Origin of the sequence: Paraburkholderia ultramafica, from assembly GCF_902859915.1 — a bacterium.
Lineage (GTDB): Bacteria > Pseudomonadota > Gammaproteobacteria > Burkholderiales > Burkholderiaceae > Paraburkholderia > Paraburkholderia ultramafica.
On sequence record NZ_CADIKK010000013.1, the window covers coordinates 100905 to 125957 of the forward strand.

A 25053-nucleotide genomic window follows, 5' to 3' on the forward strand; every position below is an offset into this window, starting at 1 on the left:
ATTAACCTCGATTCCGGTATTGATTGACGGCCTGCAGACTCGTGTTCAGATTCGGCAATTCGACCGCGGCCGATCCCGTATCCACCTGCTTGACCAGATCGATGACGGTCTGCGTTTGCTTCGACGAGTCGTCGAAGTAGCGCGTGAGCGCGGACTGCGCCGCTTGCAGGTCGGACTTCAGCGTGCTCTGGTTGCGCGAGAGCAGCGCGAGGCGCGCGGACAGCAGACGCAGCTTCAGGTTCTGACGCACGAAGTAGCCTTGATCCGGCGTCACCAGCATCGCGTCGGCGTTGTCGATGCGGCGCACCTGCACGAGGCTCGTCAACTGCTCGCCGATGCCGGCGGTCACTTCATGCAGCCACACTTCCCAGCGCGGCTTGCCGGTGGCCGCGGCCACCTTCGCGGTGTCGGCCCACGTCGCCGCGTGCGGCGTCGCATGCGGGATCGGCGCTTCGCCGGACAGCGGCAGGCTGTCCACGTGATCGATCGCATTGTCGAGCTTGATCGCGAGACCGGTGAGGTCGGTGGACGGCGCGGCCTTCAGCTTGTCGATGTCTTGCGCGATGGCCTTGCGCACCGCGACCGCCTGCGGGCTGTCCGAGGCGGCCAGGCGCGTGTCCGCGCTTTGCAGCGCGAACAGCGCCAGCTGCGTGTTGCCGGTGAGCTGCAACTGCTGGCTCGCGGCCGACAGCATCTGCCCGACTTCGGCGAGCGTCCAGTCATCGCGATTGCGCGCGAGATCCGCGTATTGCTGTTGCAGCGCCTGCTGCGCGGCTTGCGCATCGGCGAGCTTGCCTTCGAGTTGCGCGACCTGCGAATCCGCTTGATGCACGGTGGCCAGCGCCTGCTCGGTCTTGATGCGCAGTTCGTTGGTCTGGGTGTCGTTGGCTTGCTGGCGTTGCGCGAGCTGCTGCGCGCTGCGCTCCACCTTGCGATTGAGCGCAAAGCCGCCCACGCCCGCCGCACAAGCAATGATCACGACGACAAACCACAGCAGCGGTCCGCTCGCGCTGCGGCGCTTTTGCGCTTCGTATGGCGTGAAGGGTTGATTCGGCGGCAACGCAGTGGTCGCGGCCGGCTGGGGTGAAGCGTTCGTGGATGCGTTCGTTTCAGTCATGCGTGAGTTAGCCGGTGAATGAGCCGGGTTGGACGGTACCGGTTGGACTACGGTTGGCACGGCGGCGAGCAGCGCGCGGACAATGCGCTCGTCGCCCGCGCCGGACACCGTCATCCTATCAAAACCCAATGCCCGCGCGGTCTGCGCGATACGGGGATGCGGCGTGACGAGCGTGGCGCGTTTGAGCTGGACGATTTCGTCGGCGGTGAGGTGGTCCTGCGCGAGTTCGTGCAGATTGCGCACGCCTTCGGAACTGGTCAGCAGCCACGCATGCGGCGCGCCCGCGAGCAATTGGTGCACGCGCGCCCAGCCGCCGATCGACGGCTCCGGCACGATGCGCCGATACGCGGCGACCGCCTCGACTTCGGCGCCGGCTTCGCGCAGACGGTCGGCGAGCCATTCACGGCCGCCGTCGCCGCGCACGATCAGCACGCGCTTGCCGTCGAGACTCGCCGCGCCGAGCGACGCGTCGATTGCCGCGAACAGACCCTCGGAATCGAAGCTCGCCGCTTCGTCGTCGGCGGCGGACGCGGGGCTGATCACCTGATGCGCCGGCGCGGCGACGCCGTGGCGCGCAAGCGCCTGCACGCTGCCCGGCCCGACCACGCCGATCGGCAACGCATGCGGCCAGATGCCGTCGCGGCGGGCAAACGCGTGATCGACGGCGTTCGGCGAGACGAACACGACCAGCGCATAACGTTCGAGAGAGGCCAACGCCGCGCGCAACGGCGCGTCGTCGGCGACGGGCGCGATGTCGATCAGCGGAAACTCGAGCGTGGCGATGCCGGCGGCGTCGAGCTGTTTGATCAGCTCGCTCGACTGACCGGCCGGTCGCGTAATCACGACCGTGAACGCCGCCTTGCCAGCGGACGAAGCTGCGTTGCCTGGCGTGTCGGCCGTCATCACTCGCCAGTCGCCGCGCTGTCCGCCGCACCTTCAGCCGCATCACCATCGCGCGACGTTGCGGCGGGACCGCTGGCGGTGCTGAGTGCGCGCACGATCTCCAGCGCACCTTGCTGTTCGAGCGCGCTCGCCACTTCCTGGCCGAGCGCGAGCGCCCGTTCGATAGTGGGCGCAGGCGCCGATGCCTGCGCGCTCAGCACGCGCTGACCGTCGGGCGTGGCGACGATGCCGCGCAGATGCAGCGCGCCGTCGTGCCAGCTTGCGTAAGCGGCGAGCGGCACCTCGCAACTGCCGCCGAGCGCGCGCGACACCATGCGCTCCGCTTCGACGGCGGCGGCCGTGTATTCATGATGCAGCGGTGCGAGCCATGCGGCGAGCTCCGCGCGATCGGCGCGAATCTCGATGCCGAGCGCGCCCTGGCCTGCCGCTGGCAAGCTGTCTTCCGGATCGAGCAGCGCGCGGATGCGCTCGCCCAGACCCAGGCGCTTCAGACCGGCGGCAGCGAGGATGATCGCCGCGTAATCGCCGCGATCGAGTTTCGACAGACGCGTGTCCAGATTGCCGCGCAGAGGCCGCACTTCGAGATGCGGATAACGCATGCGCAGCATCGCCTCGCGGCGCAAGCTGGAGGTGCCGACCACGGCGCCCTCCGGCAACGCGGCCAGCGAGTCGTACTGGTTGGAGACCAGCGCGTCGCGCGGATCTTCGCGCTCCATGATGGTGGACAGCGCGAAGCCCGCGGGCAACTCCATCGGCACGTCTTTGAGCGAGTGCACGGCGAGGTCGGCGCGGCCGTCGGCCAGCGCGGCTTCCAGCTCCTTGACGAAGAGGCCCTTGCCGCCGACCTTCGACAAGGTGCGATCGAGAATTTGATCGCCGCGTGTCGTCATTCCGAGGATTTTTACGTCACAAGATGGATATAATTTGTGCAGCGCACATCGCACATGCTCCGCTTGCCACATGGCCAGGCGGCTCTCTCTCGACGCAATCACAAGCGTGTGGGGTGGCGTGGAATACGTCTCGGTGTTCATTAGCTTGCTGATCGAATGACGGGATGTAATAACAATCAATGTTAGCACGCGCCCTTGTGTCCCAAGGCACAGCGGAGCGCCGTGCCGGCGCGGTATCGATGGAGGAGACGGGCTTCGCGCTGCGCGCGCCTGCCCCATCCCAGCCTGTCCACGCACGGTCGTTCGCGCACCGGGCCTCGGCATGCGGGATGATGCAATGCGGCGCAACCTGCGTCGCCTGCATGCGTGCATGCTTTGCACGTGCTGCAATTCGTGCATTTCGTGCGAGCACGCGGCTCCCCTCTCCGGCGTAGCGCCATCGGCACCTACCGTTTTGTGCAGTTCACGTTGCAGTTCCACGTGCAGTTCTATTGCAGTTCCGCAGTAGCAGTTCATCACTTAACAGGCCCTGGCTTCCCTGAGGAAACCCATCGTGACGTCTTCCGGATCGGCGCGCCCTGCCCGCCGCAACACTGCATCGCCCAACGCTCGCGCGGCTGACGCCGCCGCGGCGCCCACCGCTTCCGCCGCAACCGGCGCCGCGTCGACACCGGCCAAACGCGCCGGCAAACATGCCCAGGCTGCCCAGGCCGCTAAAGCCACCAAGGCCGCGAAGACCTCCACGCCCGTCAAGGCGGACAAAGCGGTGAAGACCGTCAAGGCGGACAAGGCCAAGGCTAAGGCGGCGCAAGCCGCAAGCTCCGCCCACGCGCAGAAACCGGTCAAGGCCGCTTCCCCGAAGATCAAGGTCGGCGCCGACGCCGCGCCGCAGACCGCGCAAGCATCGACGCTGCAAACCGTGTCGACGGACACGCCCGCGCCCGCGCCGAAAAACGCTGGCCGCACGCGGGAGAACAAGGACCATCCGCTGTTCCAGGACATCCGCTATCTGGGCCGCCTGCTCGGCGACGTGCTGCGCGAACAGGAAGGCGATGCGGTGTTCGACGTCGTCGAAACGATCCGTCAGACCGCCGTGCGTTTTCGTCGCGAAGACGATAGCGCTGCCGCGCAGACGCTCGACAAGCAACTGCGCTCGCTGAGCCCGGAGCAGACCGTCAGCGTGGTGCGCGCGTTCAGCTACTTCTCGCATCTGGCGAATATCGCTGAAGACCGCCACCGCAACCGGCGTCACCGGATTCACGCGCTGGCTGGCTCGACCTCGCAGCCGGGCACCATCGCCCATGCGCTCGAACGGCTCGTCGAAGCCGGCGCGGCCGCGACGCCCGTGTTGCAGCAGTTCTTCAACGACGCGCTGATCATGCCGGTGCTGACCGCGCACCCGACCGAGGTGCAGCGCAAGAGCATTCTCGACGCGCAGCACGACGTCGCGCGGTTGCTTGCCGAGCGCGACCAGCAATTGACCAACCGCGAACGCGCGCACAACGAAGCGATGCTGCGCGCACGTGTCACGTCGCTATGGCAAACGCGGATGCTGCGCGACTCGCGTCTGACCGTCGCCGACGAAATCGAAAACGCGCTGTCGTTCTACCGCGCCACCTTCCTCGAAGAAATCCCGGCGCTCTACGCCGACATCGAAGAGGCGCTCAAGGAGCACGGCCTCGAAGCGCGCCTGCCGCCGTTCTTCCAGATGGGCAGCTGGATCGGCGGCGACCGCGACGGCAATCCGAACGTCACGGCCGAGACGCTGGAAAACGCGATCACGCGTCAGGCCGCGGTGATCTTCGAACACTACATGGAGCAGGTGCACAAGCTCGGCGCCGAGTTGTCGGTGTCGAACCTGCTGGCCGGCGCCAGCGACGCGCTGAAAGAACTCGCGGCCGTCTCGCCCGACCAGTCGCCGCATCGCACCGACGAGCCGTACCGGCGCGCGTTGATCGGCATGTACACGCGGCTCGCGGCGAGCGCGCGCGTGCGTCTGGGCGAAGGCAGCGTGCCGGTGCGCAGCGCGGGCCGCGGCGCGGCGCCGGTGCGCGCAAAGCCGTACGACGACGCCGCCGAATTCGTGCGCGACCTGCACGTGCTGATCGATTCGCTCGCCGAGCATCACGGCGCGCCGCTCGCGGCCCCGCGCCTGTCGCCGCTCGCGCGGGCCGCCGAAGTGTTCGGCTTCCATCTGGCGAGCATCGACTTGCGGCAAAGCTCCGACATCCACGAAGCGGTGATCGCGGAACTGCTCAAGCGCGCGGGCGTCGAGCAGGATTACGCGACGCTCTCCGAAGCGGACAAGCTCGACGTGCTGCTCGCGGAACTGGCGCAGCCGCGCCCGCTGCGTGTGCCGTACGCCGAGTACTCCGATCTCGTGAAGAGCGAACTCGGCGTGCTCGAAGAGGCGCGCGTCACGCGTGAGAAGTTCGGTGCGCGCGCGGTGCGCAACTACATCATTTCGCACACGGAGACCGTCAGCGATCTGGTCGAAGTGATGCTGCTGCAAAAGGAGACCGGCCTGTTGCGTGGCCGTCTGGGCGATGCGAATGATCCGGCCCACGCGGGCCTGATGGTGATCCCGCTGTTCGAGACGATCCCCGACTTGCGCAACGCGCCGCACATCATGCGCGATCTGATCGCGCTGCCGGGCGTCGACGCGCTGATCGAGCATCAGGGCAACGAACAGGAAGTGATGCTCGGCTATTCGGACAGCAACAAGGACGGCGGCTTCCTCACGTCGAACTGGGAGCTGTATCGCGCCGAACTCGCGCTGGTGTCGCTGTTCAACGAGCGCGGCGTCACGCTGCGTCTGTTCCATGGACGCGGAGGCACCGTTGGCCGGGGCGGCGGCCCGACCTATCAGGCGATTCTGTCGCAGCCGCCGGGTACCGTCGCCGGCCAGATCCGTTTGACCGAGCAAGGCGAAGTGATCGCGAGCAAGTTCGGCAATCCGGAGATCGGCCGGCGCAATCTGGAAACGGTGGTGGCCGCGACGCTCGAAGCGTCGCTGCTGCCGCACGGCAATGCGCCCGAGCAACTGCCCGTGTTCGAAGAGACGATGCAGCAGCTGTCCGACGCGGCGATGGCCTCGTATCGCGCGCTGGTCTATGAAACACCGGGCTTCAAGGAGTACTTCTTCGAGTCGACGCCGATCGCGGAGATCGCCGAGCTGAACATCGGCAGCCGGCCGGCGTCGCGCAAGCTGCAGGACCCGAAGCAACGCAAGATCGAAGATCTGCGCGCGATTCCGTGGGGCTTCTCGTGGGGCCAATGCCGTTTGCTGCTGACCGGCTGGTACGGCTTCGGCAGCGCGGTGGCCGCGCATCTGGACAGCGCGCCGAGCGACGCCGAACGCGCGCGCCGTCTTGCGCTGCTGAAGAAAATGCACAAGACGTGGCCGTTCTTTTCGAACCTGCTGTCGAACATGGACATGGTGCTCGCGAAGACCGACCTCGCGGTCGCGTCGCGCTACGCGGCGCTGGTGTCGGACAAGAAGCTGCGCAAGCACGTGTTCGAACGGATCGTCGCGGAATGGGAGCGCACGTCGAAGGTGTTGTCCGAGATCACCGGCAAGAGCGAACGGCTCGCGGAGAATCCGCTGCTCGCGCGCTCGATCAAGAACCGCTTCCCGTATCTCGACCCGCTGAACCACCTGCAGGTGGAGTTGCTCAAGCGTCACCGCACGGGCGACACCAACGCGCGTGTGCGGCGCGGGATTCATTTGAGCATCAACGGGATTGCGGCGGGGCTGCGCAATACCGGCTGAGGTTCGCGAGCGGCGACGTAAGCGGCGCTGCGTTGTGCGCCGCGCGGTGTTGAGGCAGTTGGCTGCGGCGGGATGTCGGTTTCGACATCCCGCCGTTTTGTTTGCGCCGGCGCTTAGCGCTTGCTGCTTATTGCTTATTGCTTATTGCGCGTCGATCATCAGCGCGTCGAGCTTGAACGAGCCATCTGCCTGCACGTCGAAATATTGACGCACTTCATCCGGCGCATGGCTCCACAGCGAGCGGATCGCCACCACCCGCGGCTCCGGCGTGCGCATGCGCGCCACCCAGGAACTGAACTCGATGTCGATGCGCCAGCGTTCGCGAATCGACGCGTTGAAGCCCGCCGCCGCGAACAACGCGACCCATTCGTCGGCGCGGTAATCGCGGATATGCGAGCCGTCGCGCAGCAACTCGATCGCCTGAATATGCGTGTCGAGCAACGGATGATCGATCCCGGCGATATCGATGAACAGCACCTTGCCGCCCGGCTTCAGCACGCGCCGCGCTTCGGCGAGCGCGCGCGGCGCATCGTGCCAGTGATGCGCGCTCATCCGGCTGATCACCCAGTCGAACGAATGGTCGGCGAACGGCAGCGTTTCGGCCGCGCCCTGCTGCGGGCGGATGTTGGCGAGGCCGCGCTCCTTTGCTGCGCCGTCGACGGTCGCCAGCATCTGCGGCGCGATGTCGTAGGCGATCACTTCTTTCGCGTGCGGCGCGACCGCGAAACTCGCGTGGCCCGCGCCGCAGCCCATGTCGAGCACCGTCGCGTCCGGCGTTGCGGCAATCGACTCCGCCAGCATCCGCAGATCGACGCCGGTGGCATGGGTCTGACTCGTCAAGTACGCGGCGGCGGTCGAGCCGAAGGCGTCGGCGACCTGATCGTGATGCTTCATGGGAGGCTCCGGTTATTGAGTGTGGGTAATGCCGAACAAGCGCCGACCAGGCGCTGGAACGCGTTTCGCTGTTCCAGCCGCTACAATAGGGCCCGTCGTGTACCAGTACAAGTTGGGCAATTATTCTGGTATCTCTATTACCCCCCACGCGCAGCCCGATCAGAATGACCACGCCGTCTTCCGCCGACAACCCGCCGCCGCTCGACGCCACCCCGGCCCGCGCGCTCGGCGACTTCATCCGCGCTCACCGCGAACGGCTGTCGCCGCAAGCGGTCGGCCTGCCGCCCGGGCCGCGCCGCCGCACGCCCGGCTTGCGGCGCGAGGAAGTCGCGCAGCTCTGCGGCGTGAGCCCGACCTGGTACACATGGATCGAACAGGGCCGGCCCGTTTCCGCATCCGCCGACGCGCTCGCGCGGATGGCGGTCGCGCTGCAACTGTCGCGCGCCGAGCGGGCTTATCTGTTCGAGCTGGCCGCGCAGCGCGACCCGGCCGAGCCCGATCCGGCCGCCGCCGACGTACCCGCTACGCTGCTGGAAACAGTGCAACTCGTGAACGCGCCGGCCTACGTGCTGGACCGGCAGTGGAACGCACTCGCGTGGAACGAACGCGCGGCCGACCTGTTCGTCGGTTGGCTGGATGGCGCGCACGACCGCAATCTGCTGCGCTACACATTCACCGAAGCGGCCGCGCGCGCGCTGATCGTCGACTGGGAAACGCGTGCGCGGCGGCTGGCCGCCGAATTCCGCGCCGACTCGATCCGCCACCTGAGCGACGCGCCCACTCGCGCGCTGATCGACTCCCTCACCGCCGCGAGCGATGCGTTCGCGCGCTTCTGGGCGTCGCAGGACGTCGGCGGCCGCGAAGGCGGCCGGCGCGAGTTCAACCATCCGCGCGACGGCCGCATCGTCTACGATCAAATCACCTTCAAGCCCGCGCATCGCGAGGATCTGAAGCTGGTCGTGCTGGTGCGTGAATAGCCGGCTGGCAGGCGGGGTTTCGCGTTGACAGCCCCGGATGGCCCGCGGCGTCTTGAAGCCCCCCGGCCAGTGTTAAAATCTCTGTCTTGCTTCGCTTCGGCGGCACCTTTGCACGGTACGTGACGTGCATGCGCGCCGTCAGCCTCTTCACCGCTCGCTCAACTGCCGCTTAACTGCCCAACACCATGACGTCCCAACTGCACAAAAAAGGCGAAGCCTGGTCGGCTCGCTTCTCGGAGCCGATGTCGGAGCTTGTCAAACGCTACACGTCGTCGGTTTTCTTCGACAAGCGTCTGGCGCTCGTCGATATCGAAGGGTCGCTCGCGCACGCTTCGATGCTGGCCGCGCAGAAGATCATCGCCGCCGACGACCTCGCCGCGATCCAACGCGGCATGGCGCAGATCAAGGGTGAAATCGAGCGCGGCGAGTTCGAGTGGCAACTCGATCTGGAAGACGTGCACCTGAACATCGAAGCGCGCCTGACCGCGCTGATCGGCGACGCCGGCAAGCGCCTGCATACCGGCCGCTCGCGCAACGACCAGGTCGCGACCGACATCCGTCTGTGGCTGCGCGGCGAGATTGACCGGATCGGCGACTTGCTGACGGAACTGCGCACCGCGCTGCTCGACATGGCGGAGAAGAACGCGTCGACCATCATGCCCGGCTTCACGCACCTGCAAGTCGCGCAGCCGGTCACGTTCGGCCATCACCTGCTCGCCTACGTCGAAATGTTTTCGCGCGACGCCGAGCGCATGATCGATTGCCGCAAGCGCGTGAACCGTCTGCCGCTGGGCGCGGCCGCGCTCGCCGGCACCAGCTATCCGATCGACCGTCATGCTGTGGCGAAGACCCTGGGCTTCGACGGCATCTGCGCGAACTCGCTGGATGCGGTGTCCGACCGTGACTTCGCAATTGAATTCACGGCTGCGTCGGCGCTCGTGATGACGCACGTGTCGCGCTTCTCCGAAGAGCTCGTGCTGTGGATGAGCCCGCGCGTCGGCTTCATCGATCTGGCCGACCGCTTCTGCACCGGTTCGTCGATCATGCCGCAGAAGAAGAACCCGGACGTGCCCGAACTCGCACGCGGCAAGACCGGCCGCGTGAACGGCCATCTGATCGCGCTGCTGACCTTGATGAAGGGCCAGCCGCTCGCGTACAACAAGGACAATCAGGAAGACAAGGAACCGCTGTTCGACACAGTCGACACAGTCGCCGATACGCTGCGCATCTTCGCTGAAATGGTCGCCGGTATTTCGGTGAAGCCGCAAGCGATGCGCGACGCCGCGTTGCAAGGCTTCTCGACGGCCACCGATCTGGCCGACTACCTGGTCAAGCGCGGCCTGCCGTTCCGCGACGCGCACGAAGCGGTCGCCCTGGCCGTGCGCATTTGCGCGGATCGCGGCTGCGATCTGGCGGACCTGACGCTGGAAGAAATGCGCGCCGAGCTGCCGAACGTCGCGCATCTGATCGGCGACGACGTGTTCTCGTATCTGACGCTCGAAGGCTCGGTCGCGAGCCGCAATCATCCGGGCGGCACGGCGCCGGAGCAGGTGCTCGCAGCGGTGCAGGCGGCACGGGCGGCGTTGAAGTAACAGACGGACGATGCGGCAAGCGGTGAGCCTCGCTCATCACTTGAATTGCAAATACGAGAAAGGCGAACTCATCAACGGGTTCGTCTTTTTTATTGCCCGGCCGTACAGCGTGCGAACGCGCTACGCAAAAAAGAAAGCCAGCACGAAGCAGGCTTAACAAAAGACTTCCACCGATGCCGCTCGAAAGAGGCGATCGAAGTGTAGGCGTGTTTTGGCCACCCACCAATCGCCTCATATTTCCGGCTACTACATGCGAGTGCATCGACATATCGCGGACCCAATTGCATCCCGGCGGATTTTGGCTACCATCAAGTTAGGTCCTCTCCGTGCTTCTTCCCAACCATGCTCACTCACACGCGTCACCTTCGCCGGCTGACCGGATGCTTCGTTGCCGGCCTTCGCGCTTCGTCGCTGCGCACGCATGGCGCGTTGTTCACCGCGGCGCTGGCCGTCGCTGTGGCCGGCTGCACGATCACGCTGCCATCATCACACGAGCCTGTCGTCAGTACGCCGGTGGCCGCCATCAATAGCGCGACGCTCGACCAGTATCGCGATGCGGTCGCGAAGCACATCACCGAACGCAATCCCTCTTACGTGCTGCGCGGTACGCCGCAGGCGATGCTGCGCTCGCTGGTGGTGGTGTCGTTCACGGTCGATCGCAATGGGCACGTCGTGCAGTCGTCGGTCTATCGCACCAATGGCGACGACGAAGCCGAAAGCACCGCGCTCGCTTCCCTGCGGCGTGCGTCGCCATTGCCGCTGCCGCCCGGCAAGTTGCTCAATGGCCGTGGCCAGCTCGAACTGTTCGAAGACTGGCTGTTCAACGACGACGGCAAATTCCAGTTGCGCGAACTCGCGTCGCCGCAAGCGCAAACCATCGATTGAACGCGGCTCGCGCCGCATAGCGATCTCACCGCGACCTCACGACGGTCGCGCCGCGAACTCGTGCTGGACTCGCCGCACGCGGCAAAGCTTGCGCCGCCATTGCTGCAGCACGGCCGCGCTCGCTATAATTTTCCGATTCCCTGCGCCGGAGCCTTCCGGCATGGCTCACGCCGCCCGCCCATCCGCCGGCGCGGTGCGAAGCCGATTGCAGCGTCGCCGCGCCATCCGCGAGCGGCGCCGAGCGTACCAACCTGAACAAAGATGCCGTCCCGGCGCGCGCCGCCGACCTTCGACGCACGACGCCCGGCGGTCCCACGACACATGGAGACCCTGCATGTCCACTTCGCCGATTTCCGCGGCTCAGCCCAATGCAAGCGGGCAGACCAGTAGCGCGCGGATCATCTTCGCGAGCTTCATCGGCACCGCGATCGAGTTCTACGATTTCTACGTCTATGCAACCGCCGCGGCGCTCGTCATCGGACCGGTGTTTTTCCCGCATAGCTCGGCCACGGCGCAGGCCTTGTCGGCCTTCGTCACGTTCGGCATCGCTTTCATCGCGCGGCCAATCGGCTCGTTCCTGTTCGGCCACTTCGGCGACCGGATCGGCCGCAAATCGACGCTGGTCGCGTGGGCGTGACCTTCGCGCCGATGGGCGCGCTGCTGCCTGAGCTGTTTCCGACCAACGTGCGCTATACCGGCGCGGGTGTGTCGTACAACCTCGGCGGGATTCTCGGCGCATCGGTCGCGCCGTATATCGCCCAGGTGCTCGCCGCGCATGGCGGACTGCCGTGGGTCGGCGCGTATGTGTCGGTCGCCGCGGCCGTCAGCCTGGTCGGCGTGCTCTGCATGCGCGAAACACGAGACGCGCGCCTGATGTAATGCTGCACGCAGTATTAACGCATTGATCGTCGGTTGATGCTCCAGACTCGTTGCCGCCCGGCGCATGTTTTGCACGCCGCGGCGGCATCGGCTGGACGCCGCTTTACGTCTTCGCTTTACCTCCCGCTTTACGCGTCGCTTACCGAGCATTCCTGAGTAAAGCTCCTCGCCTTGCGCGTCTTTTTGACTTGCCTATACTCCCCTTTAATAACCCTGAAGGCAGCAGGGAGGCTTGGATGAATATACATCTTCACAACTCGGACATCGTGATGATCATTGCGCTGGCGCTGCTGGGCGCACTGCTGCTCGCATTGCGCTTTCGTCCGGCGACGTGGAAGGGCATTGTCCTCGAAGCGGTGGCCGCGAACGCGGCTGCCATTGCCGCGGTAGTCGCGTTCGAAATGCTGCTGGCTTGAGCGGCTTAACGGTAGTAGTAACCGCCGTGATGGTAGTAGCCGCCACCGCCGTAGTAGCCTGGCGCCGGAGCGACGATACAGCCGCCGAGTGCGGTTGCGAGGAGCGTGCCGGTGACGAGGGTCAGGATTAAGCGTTTCATATTGTTCTCCATCGAGTCAGATTCATTCGAGCCAAACCCCGAATGACCCGATTGAACACGACATGGGCTCGCCCGAACGTTGCCATTTGTAAGGGAAGATCACCAACGTGTTACATGATCGGTGCGCGAAAATCGCTGCATCCGAAGCATGAAGATGACGGACTCACGTCGGCGGAAAACAGCGCCTATACTGCGTTGAGCGTGACCATGCGGCGCACGCCTTGCTGGCGTGGTGTACACGCTTCGATGCAATGCGGGCAGGCGCGAGGTTTGAGCACGGATGCGCGGCGCCGGAGCCGTCGGGCGTCTGAACACGGCGCGCATAGGGAATGTGGCACTCAACGAAAAGCGACAGATTTAACAGGCGTGTAATGCGTGATGCTCGCCACAAAGCTCGCACTGCTTGACTGCGAGGTTCACCTGCGCTGGACGAAACAGCGCAATGAAGGACTAGCGTTCGATGCCGGGTTTGAAGAACGGCTGCGTCGAGCAGCCGATGCAGACTCAAGATTGTTTTCCTCTCCGCCCGTTGTTCCCCGACGCGGGCGTTTTCGGAGGCGTTACGTGGCGGCGCCCGTTTGTTGGGCGGACTGCGCGTCACGCCTCTTTTCTTTTTGAGCAAACGATTGCGCGACGGCGCGAGAAGCGGCGCTCAGGCGACGTCTGAACGCTGCTGCATGGCGAACCCATGCGGCTCGGTATGCACGTAGTCGATCGCCTCGAGTGCGGCGCTGACCGGCGGCACCGAGTGGCCGTCGCCGATCGAGGTCGAGCGGTACGGCGCTTCGACGCCGCAATGCGACGGCGAGGTCGCCACGAAGATCATCACGGTGCGCTTCTGCAACGCGTGCGCAAGATGGACGAAGCCGGTATCCGTGCCGACCACCAGCGCGCATGCGTCAATCATCTGCGCGATCTCGGTCACGCTCATCTTCGGCAGCACGGTCGAGCCCGGCACCTGCGCGGCGATCTGCTCCGCCTCGGCGCGCTCGCCGGCCGAACCCCACGGCAAGACCACGCGAAAACCGCGTTCGGCCAGTTCGCGGCCGACCGCCACCCAATGATGGAGCGGCCACTTCTTGTCGTCTTTGGAGGTGGCGTGAAAGAACGCCGCGACGGGCGCGCTATGGGATGCGAACGGCTGGCTGGCCGGTTCGGGTACGCGCAGATTGTAGAGGGCCGGCCCTTCCACTTCGTAGCCCAGCGCCTCGCCTGCGCTGATACGCATGCCATGCCACGCATTGCATTGCGGACGCGGGCCAAAGCGCCCGGTGTAGGCGAACGCGGCGCCCCGCTCGCCCAGATCCTGGGACTGGTAGCCGATGCGCCGCGACGAACGCGCGAGGAACGCGATGATCGCGCTCTTGTAGACGCCGTGAATATCGATGATGAAATCGTAGCGATGAGCCCGCAGCTCGGCGATCGACGACCAGATCGCCTTGAAATCGCTCCAGCGGCGCGCTTTCTTGAAGCGGCGCAACGGCGCGCACAGCACGCGGTCCACGCTTTCGCTCCAATGCACCAGCTCGGCGAATGCCTCGTCAGCTGCCCAATCCACCTGAACGCCCGGAAACGCGCGTTTGATATCGGCGACGACCGGTAAGGCCTGCACGATATCGCCGAGTGACGTGACCTTGACGATAAGGACTCGGTTCATTGGGGACCTGTTAGTTGTTCGAAGATCAATTCATTTTAGACGACGATTGGAATAATCTCCGTCCAAGCGGGCAGCGCGCCATCCGTCTCTCAATACGGCGCGTTACATGACGCGCCTGACAAGCGTCATTTTGTTTCATTTCAAAATACTTTCAACCGGATTCCGCGGCGTGGTGCGCTCTATACTTCACGCTTTGCGCCAGCACACACCCTCATGTCCCGGCCCTCGTCTCTCCAAGCTTCCGCCATCGTGCGTCGCGCGAAACGCCTTTGGCGGCAATATGGCATCTTCTGGCTCGGCGCGATTGCGGTCGGCCTGATTGCGGTGCTGTACGCGAGATTGATCGATTGGGGTTACGCCGAGTTCCGCACGTTGCAGCAAAGGTACGTATGGGCGCCGCTGCTCGTCACGCCGGCGGTCGCTGCGCTCGCGGTCTGGCTCACGCGCACTTTCTTTCGCGGCGCCGAGGGCAGCGGTATTCCTCAAGTGATCGCCACACTTCATTCGAAGCCTGGCGCATACGGCGCGCGGCTGCTGTCGCTGCGGATTCTGTTCGGCAAGATCGCCGTGTCGTTTCTGGCGATTCTGGGCGGCTTCACCATCGGCCGCGAAGGACCGACCGTGCAGGTCGGCGCGGCGCTGATGTTCAATCTGCGCCGGCTCTATCCACGCTCGAACGCGCAGATCGAACGGCAACTGGTGCTGGCCGGCGCGGCCGCGGGTTTGTCCGCCGCGTTCAATACGCCGCTCGCGGGGATCGTCTTCGCGATCGAGGAACTGACGCGCAGCTTCGAAGCGCGCGCGAGCGGCGTGCTGATTACCGCGATCATCATCGCCGGCGTCGTCGCGCTCGGGCTGAACGGCAACTACACCTATTTCGGCACCATCCAGATCGGCGTGCACTTCCCCGATCTGCTCGCGCTCGCGGTGCTGCTCACGGCGGTCGTCACCGGTATCGCGGGCGGCGTGTTCGGCTGGCTGCTGCTGAATACCGCTCGCTGGATTCCCGCGCCGCTGCGTCAATTGCACGGCGAGCGGCCGGTCGTGTTCGCCGCACTGTGCGGTTTCACGATCGCGGTGGTCGGGGTGATTTCGGGCGGCACGACCTTCGGCAGCGGTTATGCGGAAGCGCGCGGACTGCTCGACGGGCATGAGCAGTTGTCGGTGTTCTATCCGTTCCTGAAGATGATCGCAATGATCGGCTCGTACCTGCCCGGCATTCCGGGCGGCATCTTCGCGCCGTCGCTGTCGATCGGCGCGGGCTTCGGCAATCTGCTGCACATGGTGTTCGACTCGATGCAGTTGCCGATGTTGATCGCGCTGGCGATGGTCGGCTATCTGGCCGCCGTCACACAGTCGCCGATTACGTCGTTCGTGATCGTGATGGAGATGATCGACGGCCATGCGCTCGTAATTTCGCTGATGGCCACCGCGTTGATCGCGAGCCGCGTGTCGCGCTTGTTGGCGCCGCCGCTGTATGAGTCGCTGGCGCAGCGCTATATGGCGCCGCTGCCGCAACCGGCGCCCGCGCCGGTGCCCGAGATGCCGGAAGTGCTCGAGGTGGTGCCTGAAGCCGAAGCGTCCGAACCGGCGGCGCAACACGTCGACGGCGAGCCGTCCGCTGAAGACGGCGCTGAAAATGGCAAAGCGCCGCGTCAGTAGACGACGACGCGCGGCGCGTGCACATACAGCGGCCGCACCGGCACGACGACGCAGCCGGCCAGCATGACCGCCAGCGCGGCAAGCAGAAGCAGATTCTTTTTCATCACGTGTTTCCTGCAAGACACCGGCAAGCGCTATGCCAGGCGCGTGCGCAGAGCCGGTGTTGTCGAATTGGATGGGGCGGCGCGCGCGGTATCGAACACGCCGCGCCGGATGTTGTTGAACCGCGCCGGGTTATGCCCAGTGGCCCTGGACCCAGTGGTAGTTCGGCCCGTGCGAGACCCAGTGACCCGGCACCCAGTGATAGCCGACGCGCTCGGCCTGCCAGTGCCCCGCGGCCCACACGAAGCGGCCGTGATCCCAACGCCAGTGACCGTGATCCCACACATAGCCGACGCGCGCCGCGGGCACTGCTTCATAACGCGCGGGCGGCGGCGCGGACGGCGCGAGCACGACAACCTCCTCGGCCGATGCGGATGCCACAGCGGCGACGCCGGCTGCGATCAAGACGGTGTTGGCAAGCAGCAAGCGAAAGGTCTTGTTCATGATTTCCCTCTTTGGTTGAACACCGAATACGGCGTTATCCGTTTAATGCGCGAGGGCTGCTACCGGCTGACTGTGGGCGTGTAACGGCGCACGCCGAAGTGCAACGGTTTATTTCGGCGAGAGGACAGCACGCGCGAGAGGACGTGATGGGCCTACGCGACACGCACGAACGCAACGCGATGGAACCGCGACGGCACAGAGAAAACGATGGGGGAAATGAAACTGCGAGGAAACCACGAAGAAACTACGAATCAGACCACACAGCAAAGACAACGGCCGCAACGAAGACAACGCCAACCGCTAGACGCAAGATCGCGAATCATAACCAGGCCCCGAGCAAAAGCCTCAGCGCTCGCACGCCAGACGGCGTCGCGTCATCCCGACGCGACGCCGCGCAACGGCACAGATCCCGAACCATCAGGCCTGCGGTATTTCGATCTTGACCTCGAGCACTTCGAGATCGTCCTGACGCTCGAGGCTCACGCGAATATCGTCATCGGAAATCTTCACGTACTTCGAAATCACGGCCACCAGTTCGCGTTGCAACGCAGGCAGATAATCGGCGGGCGCATGGCCGCCGGCGCGCTCGTGCGCGATGATCAACTGCAGGCGTTCCTTCGCTACCGACGCGGACTTCTTCTTCTCGCCCAGCAAAAACGAAAGAATCGACATTACGTGCGCTCCCCTTACTTGGTGCCGAAGAGGCGCTGCAGCAGCCCGGGCTTCTGATAGTCGGTAAAGCGAAGCGACTTTTGCTCGCCGAGGAAACGCGACACGACGTCCTTATAGGCTTCGGCCACATCGGTGCCGTCGAGGTGCACGGCCGGCAGACCCTGGTTCGACGCGTGCAGCACCGCTTCCGATTCCGGAATCACGCCGATCAGATCGATGCGCAGGATTTCCTGGATGTCGGTGAGCGACAGCATTTCGCCTTCGCTGACGCGCTTGGGGTTGTAGCGGGTGATCAGCAGATGCTCCTTGATCGGCTCCTTGCCTTCGATCGCGCGCTTGGTCTTCGACGACAGGATGCCGAGAATACGGTCCGAGTCGCGCACCGACGAGACTTCCGGATTGGTCACGATCAGCGCTTCGTCGGCGAAGTGCATCGCGAGCAGCGCGCCCGACTCGATACCGGCCGGCGAATCGCAGACGATGTATGCGAAGTCCATCGCGATCAGATCGTTGATGACCTTCTCGACGCCTTCCATCGTCAGCGCGTCTTTATCGCGCGTTTGCGAGGCCGGCAGGATGAACAGGTTCTCGCACTTCTTGTCCTTGATCAGCGCCTGGTTCAGATTGGCTTCGCTTTGGATCACGTTGATCAGGTCGTACACCACCCGGCGCTCGCAGCCCATGATGAGATCGAGGTTACGCAGGCCGACGTCGAAGTCGATCACGGCGGTTTTGCTGCCACGCAATGCGAGGGCCGATGCAAAACTCGCGCTCGTGGTCGTCTTACCCACGCCACCCTTGCCCGAAGTCACCACAATGATTTTTGCCATTACCCTTACCTTGTGTTCGTCAAATTCGTCAGTTATGTGCGGCCATATTTGCCGTGAAACGCCGCGTGCCGCAATCGCTCGGCACAGCGCGCGCTTTCCGTCGACTACGTGAGCCGCAGCGGTTCGATCATCAGCTTTTCATCTTCGAGCCAGATCTGCACCGGCTTGCCGAGCACGTCGGCCGGCAGCGGGTTCTCGGTCGTTCGATAGATGCCCGCGATCGAGATGAGTTCCGGTTCGAGACACGTGCAGAAAATGCGCGCGTCGTGGTTGCCCTGCACGCCGGCCAGCGCCCGGCCGCGCAGCGGCGCGTAAATATGGATGTTGCCTTCCGCGATCACTTCCGCGCCGTAGCTCACGAGGCCGAGCACGACCAGATCGCCCTTCGCGTAGATGCGCTGGCCGGAGCGCAGCGGCTTGTCGACCACCATCGTTTGCGACGAAGTGGCGAGCCGCACCGGCTCAGCGGCAGGAGCCGGCTCGACCGCGGCGGCCGTGGCCGGTGTGCCGGCGGCGGGCGTGCCGGCAGCGGGCGTACCGGCGGCGGGCGTACCGGCTGCGGGGATGTCTGGCGGGAGCAGGCTCGCCTGAGCCGTCCCGGCAGCCGGCGTCGCGGCGTCGGTCGTGCCGGCAGCAGCAGCCGCGTCGGCGCTTTCTTCGTCGGCCGATTTCGAGACGGCGCCACGGCGATCGCGCGCTTCGAGCAGCGGCAACGCCGATTCGGCCGCCCACGTCTGCTGCGCGTTGGCGACCACGCCGACCGGACGCATCCGCACGCTGTCGAGCAGTTGCGCGATGTCGGCGAGCGGCACGTGTTCGTTCGCAGCCAGGCGCCGCACGTCGATCGCGACGACGTCGTTTGCGAAAAACTCGGGGGTCGCCTCGAAGCGCCGCGTCAGCTCGGCACGCATGGCGTCGAGGTCGGTGGTCTTGACCACGAACAGGAGCGTATCGACAGCGCCGCTGCGGAGTTCGAAAAAGGGCGATTTCTTGGGCGACATAGCGTTCGGCAAAAAATTTTGCGTATTTTACAGGCGTCCACGCGCGCGGCCAGCTTTTTTACCGGGAGAACGAGCGACCTCAAATGCGGCGCGGCCACATGCAGGCCATTCGGGCCGCGCCATCGCCGATGACTGGGCCGATCACCCGGCCACGATTGCTGGACAGACGCGGAAGGGAATCGAGCGGCAGGCTGTTGCGCCGCTCGCGAGATCACTGCTGAAACACCTGAGACGTGCTCGGCACGTGGCGCACCAGCAGACTTTCGACCTGCTCGGGCGCGCGCTCGATGCGCCGGTGTTCGCCGGCCGGACCGAAGCCGAGCGCCTCGTAAAAGCGCATCGCATTGCGGTTGGCGTCGGCGACCCACGCGTAGATTTCCGTGGCGCCTTCGTTGGCGAGCCAGGCGCCGGCCGTGTCGACCAGCAGCTCGCCGCCGCGCAGATGACGCACGGCCGGCGCCACCCACAACTCGCAGACGAATGCGCGGCGCGCGGCGGTGGCGTCGAAATGTGCTTCGATCAAGCCGGCCGGATGGCCTTCGGTGTAGAGGATGAAGGTGCTGACGGAAAACGAAACCGCGCGCTCCGCGGCGGTGGCGTCGAAACTCGCGGCATCGGCCGACAACGCGTCCTCGAGCGTGGCGCCGAACGCATAAGGCGCCTCCCGCAGCGACGCAGTACGGAGTTCGCGCAAAACGGCGCCCTGATCAGCGGCGATACGGCGAACGGTCAATGACGGACTCATGCAGACGAAAACCCCTTGAAACCCTAAGGCGTAGCTTTAACCGAACCGGCGCGCGAGTCAAATCATTATTGACCGGATCGCGCCGCCGCATGAAGTATCGGCACGACGCGCGCGCAAAACCGGCGGCATTTGATGCCCCCGGCATCCTCTGCAGGATCGGTATGCCGCGCGCGCGGCGCGCTCAAGGCGCTTCGTAGCTGCCCGTGCCATCCGGCCACGGCGTCAGCAGTTCATAACCGTCGTCGGTCACGGCGATCATATGCTCCCATTGCGCGGACAACGAACGGTCTTTCGTGACCACGGTCCAGCCGTCGCGCTGCACCGTCGTGCCGGCGCGACCCGCGTTGATCATCGGTTCGATCGTGAAGACCATGCCCGGCTTCAGGCGCACGCCCTGCCCCGGCTGGCCATAGTGCAGCACTTGCGGGTCTTCGTGATAGACCTTGCCGATGCCGTGCCCGCAGTAGTCGCGCACGATCGAGAAGCCGTCGCGCTGCGCCACCTTCTGGATTGCGTAGCCGACGTCGCCGAGCGTGGCGCCCGGCTTCACTGCGCGGATGCCGGCGAGCATCGCCTCGTAGGTCGTGTCGATCAACTGGAGCGCGACCGTGCTCGGCTGGCCGACGCAATACATGCGGCTGGTGTCGCCGAAGTAGCCGTCCTTGATGATCGCGACGTCGATGTTGATGATGTCGCCGTCCTTAAGGATCTCGCTGCGATTCGGGATGCCGTGGCACACCACCTGGTTGACCGACGTACAGACTGTTTTGGGAAAACCCAGATAGCCGACATTGGCCGGAATCGACTTTTGCGTGTTGACGATGTAGTCGTTGCACAGCGCGTCGAGTTCGTCGGTGGAGACACCAGCCTTGACATGTTCGCCGATCATTGCCAGTACGTCGGCCGCGAGGCGGCCGGAAATGCGCAGCTTGGCGATGTCGTCGGGGGTCTTGTAGGTAATGGCCATGAATTCAATCGATATGGGTCGGATGCGGTTCGATGTTCAGCGGACGCCGAGCCGCCGCAAGCGGTACGGCAAATCACACCCGCGCCGGCGATCGATCGGCCAATTGTACAGAGGATCGCCGCCGGACCCGGGCAAAATGGGCTTTGACGGGCCCGCGGGATGATTTTCTGGTGGCGTCGGGTGGTATTTGAAATGCGCTATGTGCGCTCAGCCGGGGCATGTTGCGAGCGCACAAGGAAGTCTTCTGTGGGGCTTGCGTCTGGACGCAGATTCGCTAGGTAAAGCCGGTTGAGGACTCGCTTCTTCTTTCTGAATTGCTTAGTTCTTCTTGGGATATTGACGGGCTCTTTGGGTCCGCGATGTAGATTGGGCAACGCGTGATTGGCAGTGTGCAGTGCAAAGACCGTGTTCATGCTGGTGTCGGCTGATTCGAGGCGGCCTTGGTCGAGCGAGACCGGGAAGGTCATTCTCGGGTGCAACTGGACGCCGAGTTCGCCGCACAGCGTGCGTGGGAAAACCAAGCCGGAGAAGATATTGGCAACATCGAGGTGGTTGAGTGCGCCTTGCGCAACATCAATCATGATGTCCTCAAGGGCTGCAGTTCGCTCGACCAGATAGCCTTCCATCAGCAAATAGGTGAGCGCTGAAACAAGCGCGGTTCTCTTGTTTGCATCAGAGAAGGCATGCCCGCGGGCGATCGCTTCGGCATACATGCCGGCTATCTCAAACACGTCGTTGAGATTTTTCGTAGTGACGCCGGCTTTCAATACGACCAAGGGCGCCTTCGAGAGCGCCCTTGGTCATGCCCTTAACGCCGGGCTCGCGATCCAGAATGAAGTCGTGAATGAGCACGACTAACTCCGGATCAAGAATCATCTCTTCGCCAGCGCCTGGATTACAGCGTCGTGCTGTTCGTACACGCTTTGCGCGGCACGCAACACCGCCTTTCGGCCCTCCGCAATAGTCGTCGTAATCTTGACCGTGGGCTCTTGCGTCCTGTTTCGGGCTTTTACTTCGACACCGTGGATGATCCCAGTCTTTCCTTTGTGGATTGTCATATGGACTCTCCGGTGAGTAGATATCTGCAATCGTTACTACGTTTTGAAGTCAATTCTAGACGGAGGCTTAGGCTTTCCTAAACTGATTCGAGGCCTTGGCGTCACCGATTTCGTGCGGCAAAGAACATTCGCCGCCTATAGCACCTTTGGCAGGTTCTTCTACGGCCACAAACGAAAACAGGCCCCGAAGGGCCTGTTTTCCAAATTTGGCGGAAAGGGTGAGATTCGAACTCACGGTACCCCTAAAGGTACACTGGATTTCGAGTCCAGCGCATTCGACCACTCTGCCACCTTTCCGTGTTTTCCAACTCACAGCGGTGAAGCTGTTTCGTCAGAATCAAGCGGGTCGTTGCTTGGGAGAGAAAGATTATAGAACAGCTAAATCCGATTTCCAAGCCCCTCATCAAAAAAATTCAAAGAGACCTGGCAACCAACGACGGCACCTCGCCGCATCAAGCATCAACCTGGCAAGCAATCAAGCCGCCGGCACTTCCAACCGTTCCACACCACCAAGATAAGGCCGCAGCGCCGCCGGCACCGTCACCGAACCATCGGCGTTCTGGAAGTTCTCAAGCACCGCCACCAGCGTACGGCCCACCGCCAACCCCGAACCGTTCAGCGTATGCACCAGCTCCGGCTTGCCCTGCGCATTGCGATAACGCGCCTGCATCCGGCGAGCCTGGAACGACTCCGTATTCGAGCAGCTCGAAATCTCGCGATACGTGTTCTGCGCCGGCACCCACACTTCCAGGTCATAGGTCTTCGCAGCCGAGAAGCCCATATCGCCCGTGCACAGCGTGATCACGCGATACGGCAGTTCCAGCTTCTGCAGAATCACCTCGGCGTGGCCGACCATCTGCTCCAACGCGTCATACGACGCTTCCGGCGCGACGATCTGCACCATCTCGACCTTGTCGAACTGATGCTGGCGGATCAGGCCGCGCGTGTCGCGGCCATACGAGCCCGCTTCCGAGCGGAAGCACGGCGAATGCGCGGTCAGCTTGATCGGCAGCGCGTCCGCTTCGATGATGCTGTCGCGCACCGTGTTCGTCAGCGAAATCTCCGACGTGGAGATCAGATACTGCGTGACCGTGTTCTCGTCACCGCCCTTCTCGACGCGGAACATGTCGTCGGCGAATTTCGGCAGTTGGCCGGTGCCGAACAGAATTTCCGGATTGACGATGTACGGCGTATAGACCTCGGTATAGCCGTGCTGTTGCGTGTGCGTGTCGAGCATGAACTGCGCAAGCGCGCGATGCAGCCGCGCAATCTGCCCGCGCAGCAGCGTGAAGCGCGCGCCCGACAGCTTCGCGCCGGTCTCGAAGTCGAGCCCGAGCGGCGCGCCGACATCGACGTGATCCTTCACCTCGAAATCGAACTGGCGCGGCGTGCCCCAGCGGCGCACTTCGACATTGCCGGCTTCGTCGTCGCCGACCGGCACACTTTCGTGCGCGAGGTTCGGCACGCCGAACAGCAGGTCGGACAGACGCTTCTGGATATCGTCGAGCCTGGCCGCCGACGCCTTCATGTCGTCGCCGATCCCGCCGACTTCGGCCATCACCGCCGAGGTATCCTCGCCTCGCCCTTTCATCGCGCCGATCTGCTTCGACAGGCTGTTGCGGCGCGCCTGCATCTCTTCGGTACGGGTCTGGGTGTCGCGGCGTTCCGCTTCGAGTGCGGTGAACGCCGCCACGTCTAGGGTATAGCCGCGGTCGGCGAGGCGCTTCGCGACGCCGTCGAGGTCTTTGCGCAGCAGCTGAATGTCTAGCATGGGATGGAACGGGTATTCGTTGTATGAAGGTGGGATTTTAGCGCACCGGCGCGCGCGGCCGATGCGTTAGAGGGTCGACGCGTGCGGATTGCCGACCCGGTGTCAAAAGCGGCGCCACGCCACGCGCAACGCCACGCATAAAAAAGCTCAGCCCTTCTTGCGCTTGTTCTCACTGCGCCATTGCGCATCCAGTTCGGCCAGACGCGCCATCTTGTCGCCGATCTTGCCTTCGAGACCACGCGGCGTCGGCTCGTACCAGTGCGGCTCGCGCATAGTGTCCGGCAGATAGGTCTCGCCGGCCGCATAGGCATCGGGCTCGTCGTGCGCGTAGCGGTATTCGTGACCGTAGCCAAGCTCCTTCATCAGCTTGGTCGGCGCGTTGCGCAGATGCACCGGCACGCCGCGCGACTGGTCCTTGCTCACGAAGCGGCGCGCTTCGTTATACGCGTTGTAGCCGGCGTTCGACTTCGGCGCGACCGCGAGGTAGATGATCGCCTGCGCCAGCGCCAGTTCGCCTTCCGGCGTGCCGAGGCGCTCGTAGGTTTCGGCGGCGTCGAGCGCGATACGCGCGGCGCGCGGGTCGGCAAGGCCGATGTCCTCCCACGCCATCCGCACGATGCGGCGCGCCAGATAACGCGGGTCGGCGCCGCCGTCGAGCATCCGGCAGAACCAGTACAGCGCGCCGTCCGGGCTGCTGCCGCGCACCGATTTATGCAGCGCGCTGATCTGGTCGTAGAATGCGTCGCCGCCCTTGTCGAAGCGGCGCAGATTTTCTGCGAGCGCGCTGCCGAGCAACGCGCCGTCGATCTCGCTGCTCTTTTGCTGCGCAGCCGCGCGCGCGACGATTTCGAGGTTGTTCAAGAGCTTGCGGCCGTCGCCGTCGGCGGAGCCGATCAGCGCGTCGCGCGCTTCGTCGGTGAACGTAAGGCCGCCGAGTTCCTGCTGCGCGCGCTCGAGCAGTTCGCGCTGCTCTTCGTCGGTGAGGCTTTTCAGCACGTAGACCGCGGCCCGCGAGAGCAATGCGCTGTTCACCTCGAACGACGGATTCTCGGTCGTCGCGCCGACGAACACGAACAGCCCCGACTCGACGTGCGGCAAGAACGCGTCCTGCTGGCTCTTGTTGAAGCGATGCACTTCGTCGACGAACACCAGCGTCTGATGGCCGTTCGCGCGATGAATCTGCGCGGTCTCGACGGCTTCGCGGATATCCTTCACGCCGGAAAGCACCGCCGACAACGCGATGAACTCGGCGTGAAACGCATCGGCCATGAGCCGCGCGAGCGTGGTTTTGCCGACGCCGGGCGGGCCCCAGAGGATCATCGAATGGGCTTCGCCGGATTCGAACGCGACCCGCAGCGGCTTGTTCGGGCCGAGCAGGTGCTTCTGGCCGATCACCTCGTCGATATTGCGGGGCCGCAGGCGTTCGGCGAGCGGAACATTGGCACGGGTTTCTTCAAACATGACGTTTTGGGGATAATCTCGGCTTTTCCGGACGCGGTCCGTGTGAAGGCGGCGTGCTGCCGGATGAGCGCAAAGCCGGCACGCGAAGGCGCGGGCAACGTCCCGCATTATGACAGTGACGGCGCCCAGACGATGGCCGCTTGGCGCGGCGGGATGGCCTGGGCGGAAACGCCCGCGAAAAATTCAGCCATGAAGGACGCGGCCGCGCATGCGGCTGC

Annotated in this window: 21 protein-coding genes, 1 tRNA gene and 1 pseudogene; 7 read left to right on the forward strand and 16 right to left on the reverse strand. The window is 64.4% G+C overall.

Annotated features, from left to right (window positions below; translation table 11 throughout):
• Position 1 precedes the first annotated feature (1 nt).
• On the reverse strand, positions 2 to 2020 hold the full coding sequence (gene hemDX / locus HV744_RS15605) for a fused uroporphyrinogen-III synthase HemD/membrane protein HemX (RefSeq protein WP_175150383.1): 2019 nt from the start codon (positions 2018 to 2020) through the stop codon (positions 2 to 4).
• Positions 2020 to 3051, reverse strand: coding sequence for a hydroxymethylbilane synthase (gene hemC / locus HV744_RS15610; protein ID WP_175150384.1), 1032 nt, complete (start codon positions 3049 to 3051; stop codon positions 2020 to 2022). The genes hemDX and hemC overlap by 1 nt, the downstream gene beginning before the upstream one ends.
• Before the next feature lie 412 nt (positions 3052 to 3463).
• Between hemC and ppc the strand changes: the two genes are divergently transcribed.
• The gene (ppc, locus tag HV744_RS15615; protein WP_175150385.1) at positions 3464 to 6682 is read left to right on the forward strand and encodes a phosphoenolpyruvate carboxylase; all 3219 of its coding nucleotides are present in this window, start codon (positions 3464 to 3466) and stop codon (positions 6680 to 6682) included.
• A 141-nt stretch (positions 6683 to 6823) separates the two neighbouring features.
• On the opposite strand, the gene HV744_RS15620 is transcribed toward ppc, so the two are convergent.
• On the reverse strand, positions 6824 to 7576 hold the full coding sequence (locus HV744_RS15620) for a class I SAM-dependent methyltransferase (protein ID WP_175150386.1): 753 nt from the start codon (positions 7574 to 7576) through the stop codon (positions 6824 to 6826).
• Positions 7577 to 7740: 164 nt separating this feature from the next.
• Between HV744_RS15620 and HV744_RS15625 the strand changes: the two genes are divergently transcribed.
• The 5 genes and pseudogenes from HV744_RS15625 (at position 7741) to HV744_RS15645 (ending at position 12325) form a co-directional block, all read left to right on the forward strand.
• Positions 7741 to 8553: a helix-turn-helix transcriptional regulator gene (locus HV744_RS15625; protein ID WP_175150387.1), complete on the forward strand. Its 813-nt coding sequence runs from the start codon at positions 7741 to 7743 to the stop codon at positions 8551 to 8553.
• Between the two features lie 185 nt (positions 8554 to 8738).
• Positions 8739 to 10145: an argininosuccinate lyase gene (gene argH / locus HV744_RS15630; protein ID WP_175150388.1), complete on the forward strand. Its 1407-nt coding sequence runs from the start codon at positions 8739 to 8741 to the stop codon at positions 10143 to 10145.
• Between the two features lie 342 nt (positions 10146 to 10487).
• The gene (locus tag HV744_RS15635; RefSeq protein ID WP_175150389.1) at positions 10488 to 11030 is read left to right on the forward strand and encodes an energy transducer TonB family protein; all 543 of its coding nucleotides are present in this window, start codon (positions 10488 to 10490) and stop codon (positions 11028 to 11030) included.
• Positions 11031 to 11364: 334 nt separating this feature from the next.
• Positions 11365 to 11909, forward strand: a pseudogene (locus tag HV744_RS15640) (MFS transporter).
• Positions 11910 to 12145: 236 nt separating this feature from the next.
• On the forward strand, positions 12146 to 12325 hold the full coding sequence (locus HV744_RS15645) for a hypothetical protein (RefSeq protein ID WP_175150390.1): 180 nt from the start codon (positions 12146 to 12148) through the stop codon (positions 12323 to 12325).
• Positions 12326 to 12330: 5 nt separating this feature from the next.
• On the opposite strand, the gene HV744_RS38000 is transcribed toward HV744_RS15645, so the two are convergent.
• Together HV744_RS38000 and waaC are read right to left on the reverse strand one after the other, a co-directional pair.
• Entirely contained in the window at positions 12331 to 12465 is a 135-nt protein-coding gene (locus HV744_RS38000) for a hypothetical protein (protein WP_281363648.1), read from the reverse strand.
• 652 nt (positions 12466 to 13117) lie between these two features.
• Positions 13118 to 14122: a lipopolysaccharide heptosyltransferase I gene (waaC, locus tag HV744_RS15650; RefSeq protein ID WP_175150391.1), complete on the reverse strand. Its 1005-nt coding sequence runs from the start codon at positions 14120 to 14122 to the stop codon at positions 13118 to 13120.
• A 213-nt stretch (positions 14123 to 14335) separates the two neighbouring features.
• Here waaC and HV744_RS15655 point away from each other — a divergent pair, with 213 nt between their 5' ends.
• A complete protein-coding gene (locus HV744_RS15655) occupies positions 14336 to 15784 on the forward strand; it encodes a chloride channel protein (RefSeq protein WP_175150392.1) in 1449 nt (482 codons plus the stop codon).
• A 234-nt stretch (positions 15785 to 16018) separates the two neighbouring features.
• Here HV744_RS15655 and HV744_RS15660 read toward each other — a convergent pair whose 3' ends face one another.
• From HV744_RS15660 to HV744_RS15710, 11 genes are all read right to left on the reverse strand, one after another.
• Positions 16019 to 16330, reverse strand: a complete 312-nt coding sequence (locus tag HV744_RS15660; RefSeq protein WP_175150393.1) for a YXWGXW repeat-containing protein — start codon at positions 16328 to 16330, stop codon at positions 16019 to 16021.
• Positions 16331 to 16747: 417 nt separating this feature from the next.
• A complete protein-coding gene (gene minE / locus HV744_RS15665; RefSeq protein ID WP_008922443.1) occupies positions 16748 to 17002 on the reverse strand; it encodes a cell division topological specificity factor MinE in 255 nt (84 codons plus the stop codon).
• A 14-nt stretch (positions 17003 to 17016) separates the two neighbouring features.
• Positions 17017 to 17832, reverse strand: a complete 816-nt coding sequence (gene minD, locus HV744_RS15670) for a septum site-determining protein MinD (protein WP_175150394.1) — start codon at positions 17830 to 17832, stop codon at positions 17017 to 17019.
• Between the two features lie 104 nt (positions 17833 to 17936).
• On the reverse strand, positions 17937 to 18833 hold the full coding sequence (gene minC, locus HV744_RS15675; protein ID WP_175150395.1) for a septum site-determining protein MinC: 897 nt from the start codon (positions 18831 to 18833) through the stop codon (positions 17937 to 17939).
• Between the two features lie 211 nt (positions 18834 to 19044).
• Positions 19045 to 19578 (reverse strand): GNAT family N-acetyltransferase, encoded by a 534-nt coding sequence (locus tag HV744_RS15680; protein WP_175150396.1) that lies wholly within the window; start codon positions 19576 to 19578, stop codon positions 19045 to 19047.
• A gap of 181 nt (positions 19579 to 19759) precedes the next feature.
• Complete coding sequence (gene map / locus HV744_RS15685; protein ID WP_175150397.1) at positions 19760 to 20545, reverse strand: type I methionyl aminopeptidase; 786 nt, start codon at positions 20543 to 20545, stop codon at positions 19760 to 19762.
• A gap of 197 nt (positions 20546 to 20742) precedes the next feature.
• Complete coding sequence (locus tag HV744_RS36785) at positions 20743 to 21321, reverse strand: type II toxin-antitoxin system death-on-curing family toxin (protein WP_217469131.1); 579 nt, start codon at positions 21319 to 21321, stop codon at positions 20743 to 20745.
• Between the two features lie 96 nt (positions 21322 to 21417).
• Positions 21418 to 21603, reverse strand: coding sequence for a hypothetical protein (locus HV744_RS15695; protein WP_175150398.1), 186 nt, complete (start codon positions 21601 to 21603; stop codon positions 21418 to 21420).
• Between the two features lie 207 nt (positions 21604 to 21810).
• Positions 21811 to 21900, reverse strand: a tRNA-Ser gene (locus tag HV744_RS15700).
• Between the two features lie 178 nt (positions 21901 to 22078).
• Positions 22079 to 23374, reverse strand: a complete 1296-nt coding sequence (gene serS / locus HV744_RS15705; RefSeq protein WP_175150399.1) for a serine--tRNA ligase — start codon at positions 23372 to 23374, stop codon at positions 22079 to 22081.
• A 147-nt stretch (positions 23375 to 23521) separates the two neighbouring features.
• Complete coding sequence (locus HV744_RS15710; protein ID WP_175150400.1) at positions 23522 to 24835, reverse strand: replication-associated recombination protein A; 1314 nt, start codon at positions 24833 to 24835, stop codon at positions 23522 to 23524.
• Positions 24836 to 25053: the final 218 nt, after the last annotated feature.